Annotated in this window: 13 protein-coding genes and 2 pseudogenes; 3 read left to right on the top strand and 12 right to left on the bottom strand. The window is 62.4% G+C overall.

Annotation, left to right across the window (positions count from 1 at the left end):
- Nucleotides 1–85: 85 nt before the first annotated feature.
- The 3 genes and pseudogenes from tnpC to tnpA all read right to left on the bottom strand — a co-directional run.
- Nucleotides 86–1,390, bottom strand: a pseudogene (gene tnpC / locus ACIP1U_RS15660) (IS66 family transposase); the annotation flags it as partial.
- A gap of 67 nt (nucleotides 1,391–1,457) precedes the next feature.
- On the bottom strand, nucleotides 1,458–1,793 hold the full coding sequence (gene tnpB, locus ACIP1U_RS15655; protein ID WP_026200865.1) for an IS66 family insertion sequence element accessory protein TnpB: 336 nt from the start codon (nucleotides 1,791–1,793) through the stop codon (nucleotides 1,458–1,460).
- Nucleotides 1,790–2,176: an IS66-like element accessory protein TnpA gene (gene tnpA / locus ACIP1U_RS15650; protein ID WP_400316419.1), complete on the bottom strand. Its 387-nt coding sequence runs from the start codon at nucleotides 2,174–2,176 to the stop codon at nucleotides 1,790–1,792. The genes tnpB and tnpA overlap by 4 nt, the downstream gene beginning before the upstream one ends.
- A gap of 1,046 nt (nucleotides 2,177–3,222) precedes the next feature.
- Between tnpA and ACIP1U_RS15645 the strand changes: the two genes are divergently transcribed.
- Complete coding sequence (locus ACIP1U_RS15645; RefSeq protein ID WP_400316417.1) at nucleotides 3,223–3,417, top strand: hypothetical protein; 195 nt, start codon at nucleotides 3,223–3,225, stop codon at nucleotides 3,415–3,417.
- Between the two features lie 144 nt (nucleotides 3,418–3,561).
- Here ACIP1U_RS15645 and ACIP1U_RS15640 read toward each other — a convergent pair.
- From ACIP1U_RS15640 to ACIP1U_RS15630, 3 genes and pseudogenes are all read right to left on the bottom strand, one after another.
- Nucleotides 3,562–3,731, bottom strand: a pseudogene (locus ACIP1U_RS15640) (transposase); the annotation flags it as partial.
- A gap of 266 nt (nucleotides 3,732–3,997) precedes the next feature.
- Nucleotides 3,998–5,062, bottom strand: coding sequence for a bile acid:sodium symporter family protein (locus tag ACIP1U_RS15635; protein WP_400316415.1), 1,065 nt, complete (start codon nucleotides 5,060–5,062; stop codon nucleotides 3,998–4,000).
- Between the two features lie 147 nt (nucleotides 5,063–5,209).
- Nucleotides 5,210–5,728, bottom strand: coding sequence for a hypothetical protein (locus ACIP1U_RS15630; protein ID WP_400316413.1), 519 nt, complete (start codon nucleotides 5,726–5,728; stop codon nucleotides 5,210–5,212).
- Nucleotides 5,729–5,921: 193 nt separating this feature from the next.
- Here ACIP1U_RS15630 and ACIP1U_RS15625 point away from each other — a divergent pair, with 193 nt between their 5' ends.
- Nucleotides 5,922–6,098: a DUF1840 family protein gene (locus ACIP1U_RS15625; RefSeq protein WP_400316412.1), complete on the top strand. Its 177-nt coding sequence runs from the start codon at nucleotides 5,922–5,924 to the stop codon at nucleotides 6,096–6,098.
- Nucleotides 6,099–6,617: 519 nt separating this feature from the next.
- On the opposite strand, the gene ACIP1U_RS15620 is transcribed toward ACIP1U_RS15625, so the two are convergent.
- The 4 genes from ACIP1U_RS15620 to ACIP1U_RS15605 form a co-directional block, all read right to left on the bottom strand.
- Entirely contained in the window at nucleotides 6,618–7,343 is a 726-nt protein-coding gene (locus tag ACIP1U_RS15620; protein ID WP_400316410.1) for a ferredoxin--NADP reductase, read from the bottom strand.
- 36 nt (nucleotides 7,344–7,379) lie between these two features.
- Nucleotides 7,380–8,195: a GTP cyclohydrolase FolE2 gene (gene folE2, locus ACIP1U_RS15615; protein ID WP_400316408.1), complete on the bottom strand. Its 816-nt coding sequence runs from the start codon at nucleotides 8,193–8,195 to the stop codon at nucleotides 7,380–7,382.
- Nucleotides 8,196–8,284: 89 nt separating this feature from the next.
- Nucleotides 8,285–9,001: an RNA polymerase sigma factor gene (locus ACIP1U_RS15610; protein ID WP_400316406.1), complete on the bottom strand. Its 717-nt coding sequence runs from the start codon at nucleotides 8,999–9,001 to the stop codon at nucleotides 8,285–8,287.
- Nucleotides 9,002–9,098: 97 nt separating this feature from the next.
- Nucleotides 9,099–9,863, bottom strand: coding sequence for a metallophosphoesterase (locus ACIP1U_RS15605; protein WP_400316404.1), 765 nt, complete (start codon nucleotides 9,861–9,863; stop codon nucleotides 9,099–9,101).
- Nucleotides 9,864–10,104: 241 nt separating this feature from the next.
- Between ACIP1U_RS15605 and ACIP1U_RS15600 the strand changes: the two genes are divergently transcribed.
- Nucleotides 10,105–11,391 carry a hypothetical protein gene (locus ACIP1U_RS15600; protein WP_400316402.1) on the top strand — a complete coding sequence of 429 codons (1,287 nt, stop codon included), beginning with the start codon at nucleotides 10,105–10,107 and terminating at the stop codon, nucleotides 11,389–11,391.
- Nucleotides 11,392–11,748: 357 nt separating this feature from the next.
- On the opposite strand, the gene ACIP1U_RS15595 is transcribed toward ACIP1U_RS15600, so the two are convergent.
- Together ACIP1U_RS15595 and ACIP1U_RS15590 are read right to left on the bottom strand one after the other, a co-directional pair.
- Complete coding sequence (locus tag ACIP1U_RS15595) at nucleotides 11,749–12,717, bottom strand: Bug family tripartite tricarboxylate transporter substrate binding protein (RefSeq protein WP_400316400.1); 969 nt, start codon at nucleotides 12,715–12,717, stop codon at nucleotides 11,749–11,751.
- An 81-nt stretch (nucleotides 12,718–12,798) separates the two neighbouring features.
- Nucleotides 12,799–14,007: an aminotransferase class I/II-fold pyridoxal phosphate-dependent enzyme gene (locus ACIP1U_RS15590; protein ID WP_400316398.1), complete on the bottom strand. Its 1,209-nt coding sequence runs from the start codon at nucleotides 14,005–14,007 to the stop codon at nucleotides 12,799–12,801.
- Nucleotides 14,008–14,027 lie beyond the last annotated feature (20 nt).

Raw genomic sequence — 14,027 nt, 5'->3', positions numbered from 1 at the left:
AAAGGCCATACCCACCGCCATGCACATGCATGACGCGGCATAATCGGGGAGTCGGCATAACTGGTGTCATGCCGCTAGCGGCATGAACCCAGTTGTTATCAATGGGGACCTGCGGATCGTCGAGGTACCGCGTCAGGGCAGCCCATCGCCGTAGACTGTAGTCCAGTGCCTTGGCGGTAGCAGATCCGTCGCTCACACGAGTGCGTTGTCCGGTCATCCACGCATGGAGTGCATTGGCAATCGGCCGCGCACGTTGTTGCCGGATTTCCAGCCGCAATTGTGCAGCAACCTGCTGCACTTCTCGCTCGATCTCGTAGAGCTTACCTATGTACTGCAGGGCATCCTGTGCAATGTGGCTTTTGTTCGCCGCGTGGAGGTCGTAAAACTTACGCCTCGAGTGAGCCATACAACCCAACTCGGTAATGCCTTGGGCAAACAGCGCCTTATAGCCGGTGAAGTCGTCGCAGACGAGCTGACCTTTCCAGTTGCCAAGGAAGTTCCTCGCATGCTCGCCCGCGCGACTGTCGGCGAAGTCGTACACCACTGCGCGCAGATCCTCGAATGCCCCAGGGCAATACGTCCACAGATAGGCGCGCTGTGTCTTGCCCTTGCCGGGACTGAGCATGGCCACTGGCGTCTCGTCGGCATGTAGCACGCGATGTTGCAGAATCTGCTTCTTGAGCGCGTCCACCAGTGGCTGCAGTTCCACGCCACACATGCCGACCCATTGCGCGAGCGTGGACCGAGGAATGGCTATGCCTGCGCGCTCGAAGATGCGTTCCTGCCGATACAGCGGCAAGTGATCGTTGTATTTGGCCACCAGGACCTGCGCAAGCAATCCGGCGGTAGGGATTCCCTTGTCGATCACCTGTGCCGGCACCGGGGCCTGAGTCAGCGTTTCGCATTGCGCGCACACCCATTTGCCGCGCACATGACGTTCGACGGTGAACACGCCGGGCGTATAGTCCAGCTTCTCGCTCACATCCTCGCCAATGCGCTTGAGCTGACAGCCGCAACCACACGTGGTCGACGTCGGCTCATGGCGAATTTCGACACGCGGCAGATTCGGCGGCAGCGGCGCACGGCGCGGTTTGTTCGGCGGGGACTCGTCTTTCGGTTTGCTGGCGAGCTGTTCGAGCTCGTGTTCGATGGCGATCAGGTCTGCATCGATGGCTTCGTCCAGCAAGCTCTGTTGCTCGGCTGGAAGCTTCTCGCTATGGGCAGCAAACTTCCACCGTTTCAGCACAGCCATCTCATGCGTGAGCTGGGCAATGCGGGTATCTTTGAGGCGCAACTCGCTGTCCCGCGCCCGCACTTCCGACATCAACTCCATGGCCAGCGCCCGCAGTTGGTCTGCGTTCATGCCCTGGAGTTGTACGGTGTCGAACATGCCGGCCATTGTGCCCCACCCGGCATTCCACGGACATCGGCACGCGCACCGATTGCAATTGCGGACGTTACACGACTCGGATCACTCCGTCCTGACCGATGCGCTGCCATGGCAATCCAAGCACCAGGCCGGCCAACTGTTCGTGCGTCAGTGGGTATTGCTTTGGTTCGCTGGAACGCGGCCATGCGAACTGCCCTTGATTTAACCGGCGTGCTGCCAACCAGATGCCGATGCCGTCGTGAACCAGGACCTTCATGCGGTTGGCCCGGCGATTAGCAAACAGGTAGGCATGGTGCGGATGGGCGGCGCCGAACACGGTGACCACCCGGGCCAGCGCCGTGTCGAAGCCGGCCCGCATGTCCAGCGGATCGACGGCCAGCCAAACCTCGTCAATGCGGATCACGCCAGCCACTCGCGCAGCCACGCAACGCATTGCGCTGCTTCGGATGTCGGCCAACTTACTGTGATCGACTGGTCTGAGCGACGGACTTCAATGCGGATCTCGGTTGGGCGCAAGTTCCTCGTCTCAAGCGGCACCGGCACGAATGCCGGCATCGCTGCCGGCTGGACCGCCACGGCGCCACCGACGATCGGGGCCAGCACATTCCCTTCGGCCTGATCAACCCAGCGCCTGAGCAGGTTCGCGTTGAGCTTGTGATGCAACGCAATTGCTGCAATCGAAACTCCTGGTCCCTGGCACGCGGCTACAACCTGCGCCTTAAACTCGCGGCTGTAGCGGCGGCGGCGACGTCGTCCGACCGGCGCTTCTTCTTCGATAGTGTCCACGTGTCCACCTATTCGTTAAGTGGACACGATACTCCCAAGGCCCTCACCGCAATTCAAGACGGGTTGCCCGGACGCTTACGTTGATGTTGGAGCCGCCCGACGAGAATGCTGATTCAACCGCCACGGAGCAAGCAGCGCAGGCGTGCTTCCAGAAGGCAATCCTCTCGCCCGTCAGCAAGGCGCCAAATCCATTGAATGGCAGGGCGCGCTAAGCCTCGCCAAGCTTGGGCACCGCCAAGGAAAGAGCGACGTTGCGAGGCAAGTGCTGAGCGAGACTCCGCCTCTTCAGAAGGGACGGATACCGTGGATATACTTCAGGCAAGAGAGCTGTTGAGGAATCTTTCGTAGGCGTGAAGTGTAGATGGAATGGTCACGGCTCGCCAATCGCCTAGCGTGCTGGTGCCGACGGGGGACGCGTGTCGCGCTCGGACCGCGGTGCCGGATACTGGTCATCGCTGCTCGCGATTGGCTGACGAGGCGGAGGCGGTGTCGCCGCGGTATCTCGCGGGACGCCCTCGCAGCCTCCGAGGGCGAGCGCCACCCCGACGAGAATCGTGGGCCCAACCATCGCGGCGCCCAGGGCGTGGTAAGCGCGTAGCACTTGGCGGCAGGACATAACAAGGCTCCTGGAACGTTCTGTCAAAAGTTTAGGCGAGCCGTCTTGGCTTCGCCTCACTCTGGCCGCTGTCGTTGCTGGTCCGAGACTGCCACCGAGCAGGTCCCAGCCCCTGGCGTAGAAGAGAGCGTGCAAAGCCTGGAGAGCCCCCAGGGACGGCCTATTCCGAATCTGCCTGGCGCAGGCTTCGGATGGACTACGCTGATTAGTATCTCAACGGTGGGAGCAACCCATGCGGCTGATCATCGAAGGTAAGCCTCCAGTCAGTACCGTCTAGACCTTGAAGCATCGATAAGAACAATAGGTCCCCACCTATCAATTAGTGGGGACGCGCTGCGAAATCGGCAAGTCGACGCCGTGCTGGATGGGCTTGATCGGCCTTGGCTCCGAATCCCGGCAAGCTCGTTATCTCGTGCTACGATCCGCGCAAATGAAAAAGCCCATCTACTACACCTGCCAGAACCAATCCTGCGGAACCCGCTGGGATTCCACCGAAGTGGTCGTCGCCAACGAGGGTCAGGGCCCACTGTTCCGCTGCCCGATCTGCGGCGCGCGCAATGCGCTGGCCGCGCGCGAAGAGAATGGCGTGACCGTCTATCGTCAACGTCGGACGACCGGCTCCTGACGCAACTCCTGAACCGAAGCAATTCTGGGTCTTCCGCACTTTGTGTGACGAGGGCGCACTGGCGTGGAGGATGCTGTAGCGTGGAACGGCCGTCGTCTCCACCGCCCACCATCACCATTCTACTTCTTGTTGACGTCATTACTACACTTCACGGGCATGCTCCGCCAACTGCTGCTTCCACTCCGTGATCTGGCTCGGGTGTGCACGTCATACCGCTGGGCCAGCTCCGCCAGCGTCTTGTCGCCTTTGAGCGCGGCCATGGCCACCCTGGCCTTAAAGGTCGCCGAGTGGGTCCGTCTGCTTCGTTTCGTCATCTTCTGGACTGTCCGAATTTCCGCGGCCACCTCTGACTGACGTCCTGGCTCGTAGCCGATACCAGCGCGGGGTAGCTTCATGATCGTGAAGGCTTGGAAACAGCGTCGTAGAACCGCGAAGACCGGGGATTTTTGCAGAGTTTCCCTATCAGTTCTTCAGGTTTAGCGAGCGTCGGTCCGACCTGTCTTGAAAATCATCTAGCGGTCCTCCACCGTCGCCCTGGCGAGGACGAGAGGGCTGCTGTGCCAACCGTTGCGCGTAAATGTCAGGCGCCATAGCTCCTCGATTTATGCAACATGCCGGTGGCATAGCGCGACGCAATCACTGAGCACACGATCAGTTGCAGTTGGTGGTACACCATCAGTGGCAGCACCAGCAGCCCCAGCGCGGGATGTCCGGCAAACAGGATCTTTGCCATCGGGATGCCGTTGGCCAGGCTCTTCTTCGAGCCGCAGAACACCGCGGTGACCTCGTCCTCGACAGAAAAGCCCAGGCGGCGCGCGGTCAGCGTGGTGATGCCCAGCACCACGAACAGCAGCACCGCGGCGATCAGCATCACCGCGCCGATGGTCTGCCACTGGTACTGGTGCCACAGGCCTTCGGCAGTCGCATCGCAGAACGACGAATAGACGATCAGCACGATTACGCCACGGTCGATCTTGTTGGTGATCTGCTTCTTCTTCGCCAGCCAGTTGCCGATCAGCGGGCGCAGCAACTGGCCCAGCGCGAATGGCAGCAGCAACTGCAGCGCCACGCCGGTGAGGGCCTTGCCCAGCGGCATCGAGGCGCCGCTGCTGATGGCGCTGATCACCAGCCCCATCAGCAGCGGCGTGACCAGCATGCCGATCAGGCCCGAGATGGTGGCATTGAAGATCGCGCCCGACACGTTGCCGCGCGCCATCGAGGTCATGGCGACGGAGGACGATACCGCCGATGGCAGCGCGCACAGGAAAAACACGCCCAGCAGCAGATCCGGCGGCAGCGTGTTGCGAAGCAACAGCATCAGCAGCGCGCCCACCACCGGAAACACCACATAGGTGAAGGCCTGCACGAACACATGCAGGCGCCAGTGCTTGGCGCCCGCCACCAGCTTGTCGCGCGACAACGCCGCGCCATGCAGGAAGAACACCAGCGCCACGCCCAGGCTGGTGACCATGCCCAGTTGCAGCGGGCCGTCGCCGGTGCCGATTTGCGGGGCCGCCAGCGCAATGGCGATGGCGCTCAGCATGATGAGGACGAAGCCGTCGATCAGGTCATAAAATTTCCTGAGCTTGGCAAAAAGAACGAGACATGACTGTTTGGAAATACAAAACGGTTTTGCTTCATCCATGCGAGTCCTCCCCTTGCGGGTTGCCCAGAGCATAAAGCCGGACGATGACGCCCCTTCAGTCCGACCCCAATACAGAGCCTACAATCCATCAGGCAAGCGGTGCCCTGCCATGGGGAAAAGCCTATGCCAAGGCCCTGCCAGGCTACATTACCGTGCAGTGGTTGCCGAGATGCCAACTTTCCCTTTGAGTCGCCAGTACGTAACGGCGGCGACCAGACCGAACATAAGATGGGTTACGAGGCTCGCGGCGCCACGTGCGTTCGTGAACCACGGAAAGACGCGCGTCATGCCGTAGAAGTCAATCCAATACACAATCAGTCCGAAGATGACACCGGCCAGCGTGGCCATGCCAAAGCTCGAGTCGAAGCTGAACGAAGCCATGACTGCCGCCAGGACCAGGGCGAGAATCACTGACAGCGCGCAGTGAACCGCCAGTGCCACCAGCATGACCCCCGGTTCAAAGCCAGCCGCACGTGTCAGGACGTCGTGGTCCATCAAGATGGCAGCGGTCATGCGCAGGGGTACCCACAGGGTGCCGCCGAGAATCACCGTGGCCGCCACCTCCATCACCAAGAAATTCCCCCCCGCTGCAAGCCCCGCAAAGACGGCGGCGCGCCAGTCTGGTCTTCGGCGTGCGAAGTGGTGCGAATGCATGTGTAGTTCCATGGTGTGCTCCCACGGTCAATGCGGCCGCGCTGCACCATAACCAAAAAACCAGGCGGCCCAGGCGAAACCCAGCCTGAGCAGACAAATTCAGTGCGGCGCATGTCGACCTAGAAAGGGCGCTATCCAGTCCTGATCGGGCATTCCCTCTCCATTTATTTTTATATCATATCGTGATGTATTCAAAGATGCTAATGTGGGCACGGCTGCAATCTCGCATGACAAGGCGATTCATGCCGCGAGAGACGGCGCCACGGGCAATGTTGTCGATAGGAACTCCAGGCCCGCCTCGTTGGCGCAACGCGTCTACCCGTTGCTCGACATGATGCGTGTCGCACAACGGGAGCACGCTGACATTCTCTGGGGCGTGTGATGAGCACCGGAAGCGCTGGCGACGCCTCCTAGACATGGCGCGCTAGTGCCTGCCCGCGCGCGAGACGAGCGCGGACGTTTGGCGCGCCGCGTTCGCGGCCGCATCGACGGCGTTCGGCCAACTGCTCAAGGCAACGTCGATCGCCTGCGCGGCGCACTGCGGTATCGACTCGCACAAAGTTGGCGGCGCTCATTGCCGACTGCCAGGCGGCCCCGCCTGCCTCAGGAGCTGCGACGCCGTGCCGTAATGTGGAATCGGCGGCGTTGCGCATGAGCTAGCGCAGCCACAACCCGTACAGAAAGCCGGGTAGGAGCATGCACGCACCAATCAACAGGTAGTAACGCCCACCATGATAGGGCTGTTCAGGGTGGTCGTAGTGGTGGTTGCTCCGCTACACTGTCGACGTCTGTGCCAGAGCCGCAGTGATCCTGGTTCCCCTTGCTTTACATCGCTTCGTTTCCATGCTTGCATGCCTTCGCGACAAGCTCGTTTCTGCAGCGAAATGATGACGCATGGCCTCTAGTAGCCGAAGAACTCTTCACTGCGAATGTCTTCATCTTCGACGCCGGCCTCATTCAACAACTGCCGCATCGCCTCGACCATGCCTGGCGGGCCGGCGAGGTAAAAAACCGGCGCGCTGAGGTTGCTGCAAGCCATTCTCACGCGGTCTTCGTCAATCGGGCCGGTTGCACCGTCCCACGGCCGTTCGGATTTGGCTACCTGCGTCATGGTCGCGATCAGCCGGAAATTCTGGTTCTTCCGCTCAAGCTGATTCAGTTCGGCGAGGAATGCGGCATCCTCAGGCCGTCGGTTCGAGTAGAGCAGGAAGAATTGCTGGGGCAACTGCTCCCTGGTTGCGTGCCGCAGCATGCTGATAAACGGCGTGATGCCGATGCCGCCCCCCATCAGGACCGCCGGCCGCCCGCGATCACTGTGCAGGGTTAACGACCCTGACGGCCCTTCCAGCCCGGCGGTGGCACCAATCGGCAAGGACTGGAGCGCATGCTTGAACGTACTGTCGCGCATGCGCGTCGCGATGACGATTTCGTCCTGGAATGGTGCGCTGACGATGGAGAACGTGTGGCGCGCGACGGGCGAACCTGGGCCGGCCTCGGCGGCGGCAAGGATCAGGTCGATGGCCTGGCCGGGCTTGAAATTGAATCCGGGCGGCTTCTCGAAATGGAACGCCATGGTACGGTCCGCGATGACTTCGCGTGACCGGAGTCTTGTCTGGTAAGTCTTCATCTTGCAGCTCCGAGGATTGCCTGCCGACGCGCCAGCCTACCCGCACTTCACTGTGCTGCCTGCGTGGACGATGCGTGCATAAGCGGAGTGGTTATGGATGGATTCGAAGTTCTCTGCTTCTACCCGATAGGCGCTCACGCGTGGCTCGCGACCCAGCGCAAGCGCGACGTCACGGACCAGGTCTTCGACAAATTTCGGGTTCTCGTAGGCCTGCTCGGTGACGAATTTTTCGTCCGGGCGCTTGAGCAAGCCATAGACCTCTGCGGATGCGTTGCCCTCTGCCACCGTGATCAGTTCTTCGACGGCCATCTCTGTCGTAAGCCTGGCCCCGATACTGATGTGCGAGCGCTGGTTATGCGCGCCATATGCGGAAATCTCCTTGGAGCACGGACACAGGCTGGTTGCGGGGACCGTGACGTGCATCCAGAAGGCATACTGGCCATCTTCCGCGACAGTGCCTTGCCAGCAGACTTCATAGTCGAGTTGGCTCTGAACGCCGGAAACCGGGGCGGATTTCCTGACGAAATAGGGGAATCGCATCTCGATTTCCCCGGCCTGGGCCTCAAGCCGCTGCAGCATGGCGAACAGGAGCCGCTTGAAGCCGGCGTGGTCCAGCGCCTCGGTCTGCGCCTCGAGCGTCTCAATGAAGCGGGACATGTGCGTGCCCTTGGCAGCGGCCGGCAATCCCACGGTCATCGACAAGGTCGCGATGGTCGGTAGCAGCCGTGCCCCCGCCCGCAGCGTGATCGGATACCGTACCCCTTTGACACCTGCCGCGTTGATGGGCAGGTCCCGTTGGTCCTCCCTGGCCTGGACGTCCGGCAGGCAAGCAAATCTCTCTGGTGCATTCATACTCTTCCTAGTTGGGGGAGGCCGAATCCCGGCGCGCTGCCATGAGCCGGCATGGGATGGCCGGCTCGCTTTTCATCCATGCGGCCGGATCAGCCGCGCAGGTGGAGTGTGGTGAGCACGTGGTCGACCACCGCGTCGCAGCGCGCGCCGGCGAAACTGAAGGTGCTGTGAAGATAGGGGTCCACCTGCTCCGCCAGTGATTCGCGCAGCATCGTGCGGGCCCGCAGGAAGCGCGTCTTGACCACGTCACTGCTCACGCCAAGGCAGTACGCCGTTTCTTCTACGCTCATGTCCTCGACGGCCCGCAGCATGAAGACGCTGCGGTAGATGACCGGCAGGTTCTCGACAGCGGCCTGCAGAAGCTCGCGCACCTGGCCTCGTTCGGCCATGGCGTCAGGCGATTCGCCATCGGGAGCGCGGAAAGACATCACATTCTCCTGTGAGGGTTCGGCAGAGCTTTCCTTTTCATCCAATCGGACCTCCAGCCGGACGATCCGGCCTTTCTTGCGCTGTGCAGTCAGGGCGACATTGATGGCTATGCGCGCCAGCCAGGTGCCCAGCGCTGCCTCGCCGCGAAACGAATCCAGGCTGGTGAAGGCGCGCAGGTAGGTTTCCTGCACCACGTCCTGGGCTTCGTCATCATCCGCGACCACGCCGCGCGCCGTGCGGAACAACAGGCGATTGTGGCGCCGCATGATGGCCTCAAAGGCAGCTGCTTCGCCGGCGCGGGCGCCGGCTACCAGGTCAGCTTCCGGGCGGGCATCGCCCGCGGCTGGTGGGGGCTTGGCAATCCGGTTGGCATCCATTGGGGGTGTTATTCCTTTTCCGCTTCCTGGTCATTAGACGCGGGCGAGTGCAAAAAGGTGACATCGAAAAGGGTGACAGGAAAAGTGGACATGGACACTAGCTGACTTCAATCACCAGTCCAGGGTCGAACGACGGGTTCTCGGCCACGCCGTTGCGCGCATAGCCCCTCGGGTTGGCGACGACGCGCGTGGCGCCTATCCGATAGTCGAAGCTGTCATGGGTATGGCCGTGCAGCCAGAGCGCAGGCTGCCATCTCAGAATGCTCGCCTCGAGGTCCGAGACGAAGCACGCATTGAGCAAGGATGCCGAGAACCTGGGATGAATGCTGCGGCGCGACGGGGCGAAGTGTGTGACCACCACGGTAGGGCCGTCGCACGGCTCGCGGAATTTCTCCTCCAGCCACGCAACTGAGTTGTCGAACAGCAACTGTGACACAGCCGGCGTGAATTTCTGCTCAAAGTCGGGGGCGATGCCGATGCGCGAGAAATCGCGTACCAGTTCCGTGGCCTGGCGCAGGCCAGGCTCCCGCTCTTCGGCGCTTGTATAGAGCCGGTAGTCGGACCAGAGTGTGCACCCCAGAAAGCGCACGCCGCCGTGGCGCCATTCGTTTCGTTCCAGCACGCGCACCGGGCTGCCATCGGCATGGCTGCGCAGCAGCGCCATGGCCGTCACCAGGTCCGTCCCATAGAACTCATGGTTGCCGGCGACGTACAGCGTTGGCTGTCCGAGGCGCTTCGCCCACTGGATTGCCGCCTCGGGGCGCCAGATGTCTCCCGCCAGCACGGTGACATCGCCCCCGGTTCGGGGTGGGTCCATAGGATGGACGGACAGGTGCAAGTCCGACAGCAGCGTGATTTTCATAGCGACACCCGTGCCGTGGCCCGGCTCAAGGATGGGTCACGTATTTGAATTTTCAATCATAGGCGATGGGGTCAGCCTTATCTGGCTGTGATACCCGGCCTCGGAATCCAGCCCGCTTGTCACCTTCCGGTGAGCGCGAATGTCTAACGACATAAACGGGGATGCGAAGCCGTTGCAATCGGTGGCAGACCGGTCGCCCCTTGTCCGTTGCCATAGTGACCTCTCAGCAAGGATCTGGATCATGAAGAAGATATCGCAGGCACTGGCACTGAAGCCGCAGGGGCTGCCCGCGCTGCCGCCGCATCCGGCAACACCGTGGCGAGGGCTGCTGAACGCGATGGCGACCGCGGCCGCGGTGGTGGCAGCCGCAGCATGCGGCGGCTCTGCGGGAGACGGGGAGGCGGCCAGCGCGGCGGCGAGCCAGGCAGCCCTGATAGCGCAAGGCAAGCAGATATTCCGCTTCGAGACCTTCGGCGACGAGGCGCAGTGGACCGATAGCCTGAAGATGCATGAGGTCATTGCCAGCGCGGTGGATCCCATGACTGCATTGTCAGTCGGGCTGAAGGTGGACGCCGAGGCCTTGCCCGAAGCGGTAGCGGCTGGAATCCGCAATGGCACGGTCGACCTCACGAGCCCGGCGACCACGGTGACGCTCCTGAAACTGAACGCGGTCGTCGGCATCAAGGGCACTGTCGAGACGGTCAACGGGGTTGACAAGCTCACCCGGGTCGGCATCACTTGCGCGTTATGCCATTCGACCGTGGACAATTCGTTCGCGCCGGGCATTGGCAAGCGCCTGGACGGATGGGCCAACCGCGATCTCAATCCCGGCGCAATCATCGCCCTGTCGCCCGCCATCGACGCGGCCATGAAGAAGGTCTTCAACGCCTGGGGCGCGGGCAAGTTTGATCCCCGGCACAACATCGACGGCATCAGCAAGCCGGTCGTGATCCCTCCCGCCTACGGCCTGGCCGGCATTCATCGCATTACCTTTACCGGCGATGGCGAAGACATCGCTTACTGGAACCGATACGTCGCCGTAGCCGAAATGGGTGGCCTTGGCTCCGTATCCGAGCCACGCCTGAATCTGTCTATCACGCATGGCACGGAAGATCTCGTCACCAGCAAGCTCCCTGCCCTGCAAGCCTATCAACTATCCCTGAGCGCTCCCCCCGCGCCGGCTGGCAGTTTCGACGGCACAGCGGCACTGCGGGGAAAGCTCGTCTTCGAAGGGGCGGGGAAATGCGTCAATTGCCATAGCGGCGGGGCCTTTACCGACGCCAATTCGCGCTTGCATCCTCCATCCGACTCGATGGCCGAGCCGGAAACACCGAGCTACGCCTCTCGTTCAGCGACCAAGCAATACCGGACCACGCCCCTCAAGGGGGTATGGCAGCACGCGCCATATTTTCACGACGGATCGGCGGCGACTTTGACGAATGTCGTGGAGACCTACAACACCAGGATGGCGCTGGGCCTGAACAGTCAAGAGATCACCGACCTGGCCGAGTACCTTAAATCGTTGTGACCGTTTCCGGCGCCGTGGCCGTAGAGCGTAATGAAAGTGTCACCGCCTTAGCCGCGTTGTGACACGGGATGGCTCCATTGGATTGACACATTTGCGCCCACTCGCTACGTTACGAAAGTGTCAATTCGCATAAGTCCGTATTAAATCTGGGTCTTCCGCACTTTGTGTGACGAGGGCGCACTGGCGGTAGAGGCTGTTATAGCGCCCAGCGGGTTCCGCAGGATTGGTTCTGGCAGGTGTAGTAGATGGGCTTTTGCTCGCGAATTGTCCTTTGTGCTGTTCAGGGACTGGATGCTGGGTCTTGCCCGCGATGCGCCATGAATGGCGCCAGCCGCGGCGCAAGACCACGGGTGCAGCTCAGTCCAGCGTGGCGCCGGTCTGTTTGACCAGCGTCTCGTAGCGCTTCAGTTCGGCGTCCCAGAATCTGGAGAACTCCGCCGGCGTACCGGTCCGGACTTCGGCGCCGATATTGGCCAGTTGCTTCGGCAGTTCCCCGGACGCGAGCGCGCTGTTGATGGCGGCGTTGATGCGGGCCACAACCGGCGCCGGGGTGCCTGCAGGCGCGGCGATGCCGTACCAGGCGTTCATCTGCATCCCCTTGATGCCGAGCTCGGCAAAGGTTGGAACCTCCGGGAACAGAGGCAGCCGCTTATCCGCCGCGACGGCCAGCGCACGGACCTTGCCGCCGCGGATGTAGGGCACGGCACCGGTGTCGAACATGTAGGAGAGCTGCCCGGCCATCACGTCCGAGATGGCGGGGCCGCTGCCCTTGTACGGCACGTGGATTACGTCGATGCCTGCAATGGATTTGAACAGCTCCCCGGCTAGATGGGCGGATGCGCCGATACCGCCGGAACCGTAGGAGAGTTTGCCGGGTTTGGCCTTGGCGGCCACGATGATGTCCTCGGGCGTCTTGAAGGGGGAGGCCGCCGGCACCACCAGGATGCTGGGAATCGCCGCCACGGCTGCCACAGGTGTGAAATCCTTGACCGGCTCGAAGCCCGTGCGCTTGTAGAGGTGAGGGCTCGCGGCGTTGGTCGAACTGGTCGCCAGGTATAGCGTGTAGCCATCGGGCTTGCTGCGCACGAACTGCGCGGTGCCGATATTTCCGCCCGCGCCGGCGACGTTCTCCACATAGACGGTCTGGCCCAGTTGCGTGGTCAGCGCCTGCGCGACCAGGCGTCCGACCGCGTCGGCGGCACCGCCTGCGGGCCATGGCACGACGAAGCGGATGGCCTTGTCGGGGTAGGCCTGGGCGTGGGCAAGCGGCAAGCTGACGGCACACAGCGCGCCCATGGCGAGGCGAAGGAAGTCCTTGCGATTCAATTGTGTCTCCATTGTTGTTGTGCTTCGGTGTTGCAGGTGCCGCCGTGCGTTGGCAGGTCCCGGCGCACGGCGGGAGTCGCGCTATCGCAGCGTCGCCACGGCTCGCTTAAGGCGCTCGCAGCCTTCTTCGATCACCTCCAGCGAGGTGGCGAAGGAAAAGCGCAGATAGGGCGAGAGGCCATATGCCGTGCCGTCGAGCACCGCCACGCCGGCCTTGTTCAGGAAGAACATCACCACGTCGAGATCGGTTTCCAGGAATTTGCCGGTATCCGTCTGCTTGCCGAGCAGGCCCTTGACCGACGCGTAGAGATAGAAGGCGCCCGCTGACGGCGTGCAGGAAATTCCGGGGATCTCGTTCAACAGCGCCGCCATGCAATTGCGGCGCTGCTCGAAAATGCCGACCATCTCGCCGACGCACGCCTGGTCGCCCTCCAGCGCCACCACGGCGGCGGCCTGGGACACGGAGCTGGTGCAGGTCGAGCTTTGCGACAGGATGGTGCTGATGGCCTGGACCAGTTCTCGCGGGCCGGCGCCATAGCCGACGCGCCAGCCGGTCATAGCATAGGCCTTGGACATGCCGTTGATCAGCAATGAACGCTGCTTCAGCGCCGGCATTAGCGCCAGCGGGGAAACAGCGGTGCCCCCGTCATACACATAGGGCTCGTAGATCTCGTCGCTCATCATCCAGACGTGCGGATGGCGCTCCAGCACTGCGCACAGGTCGCGCAGTTCCGCGGCCGTGTAGACCGCGCCGGTCGGGTTGTTGGGGCTGTTCAGGATCAGCCAGCGGGTGCGCGGCGTGATGGCGGCTTCCAGCGCGGCCGCGGTCAGCTTGAAGCCGACGTTGGCATCGCACCTGACAATGACGTGTGTGCCGCCGTTCATCGTGACCATGTCGGGATAGGAGACCCAGTACGGCGCGCTGATAATGACTTCGTCGCCGTCTTCCAGCGATGCGGTCAGCGCGCTGAAGATCACCTGCTTGGCGCCGCAGCCCACCACGATCTCATCCGCGCCGTAGTCCAGACCGAGGGTGCGGCCGAGTTTGGCGGCGATGGCGCGCCGTAGCGCGGGGGTGCCCAGCGTGCTGGTGTACTTGGTCTCGCCGCGGGCGATGGCGGCGTTGGCCGCAGCGCCGATATGCGCGGGCGTCGGCAGGTCGGGCTCGCCGATGGTGAAGTCGAGCACGTTCTGGCCCTGGGCGCGCAGATCGTCGACCAGTGCCTTGGCGGCAATGCTGGGCGATGGCTTGATCAGGTCCATGCGGCGGCTGATGATGGATTGATGCATTGGTGAAAGTCCTTGCGTTG

This window comes from Cupriavidus sp. NPDC089707, assembly GCF_044748965.1.
Lineage (GTDB): Bacteria > Pseudomonadota > Gammaproteobacteria > Burkholderiales > Burkholderiaceae > Cupriavidus.
This window is presented reverse-complemented; position numbering and strand designations above follow the sequence as displayed.

Bases quoted from the DNA above. Each gene is read 5' to 3' on its own strand.
- folE2 (WP_400316408.1), bottom strand. From the start codon at position 8,195: ATGAATGCACCAGAGAGATTTGCTTGCCTGCCGGACGTCCAGGCCAGG.
- ACIP1U_RS15610 (WP_400316406.1), bottom strand. From the start codon at position 9,001: ATGGATGCCAACCGGATTGCCAAGCCCCCACCAGCCGCGGGCGATGCC.
- ACIP1U_RS15645 (WP_400316417.1), top strand. From the start codon at position 3,223: ATGAAAAAGCCCATCTACTACACCTGCCAGAACCAATCCTGCGGAACC.
- ACIP1U_RS15590 (WP_400316398.1), bottom strand. From the start codon at position 14,007: ATGCATCAATCCATCATCAGCCGCCGCATGGACCTGATCAAGCCATCG.
- ACIP1U_RS15635 (WP_400316415.1), bottom strand. From the start codon at position 5,062: ATGGATGAAGCAAAACCGTTTTGTATTTCCAAACAGTCATGTCTCGTT.
- ACIP1U_RS15620 (WP_400316410.1), bottom strand. From the start codon at position 7,343: ATGAAGACTTACCAGACAAGACTCCGGTCACGCGAAGTCATCGCGGAC.
- ACIP1U_RS15605 (WP_400316404.1), bottom strand. From the start codon at position 9,863: ATGAAAATCACGCTGCTGTCGGACTTGCACCTGTCCGTCCATCCTATG.
- ACIP1U_RS15630 (WP_400316413.1), bottom strand. From the start codon at position 5,728: ATGGAACTACACATGCATTCGCACCACTTCGCACGCCGAAGACCAGAC.
- ACIP1U_RS15600 (WP_400316402.1), top strand. From the start codon at position 10,105: ATGAAGAAGATATCGCAGGCACTGGCACTGAAGCCGCAGGGGCTGCCC.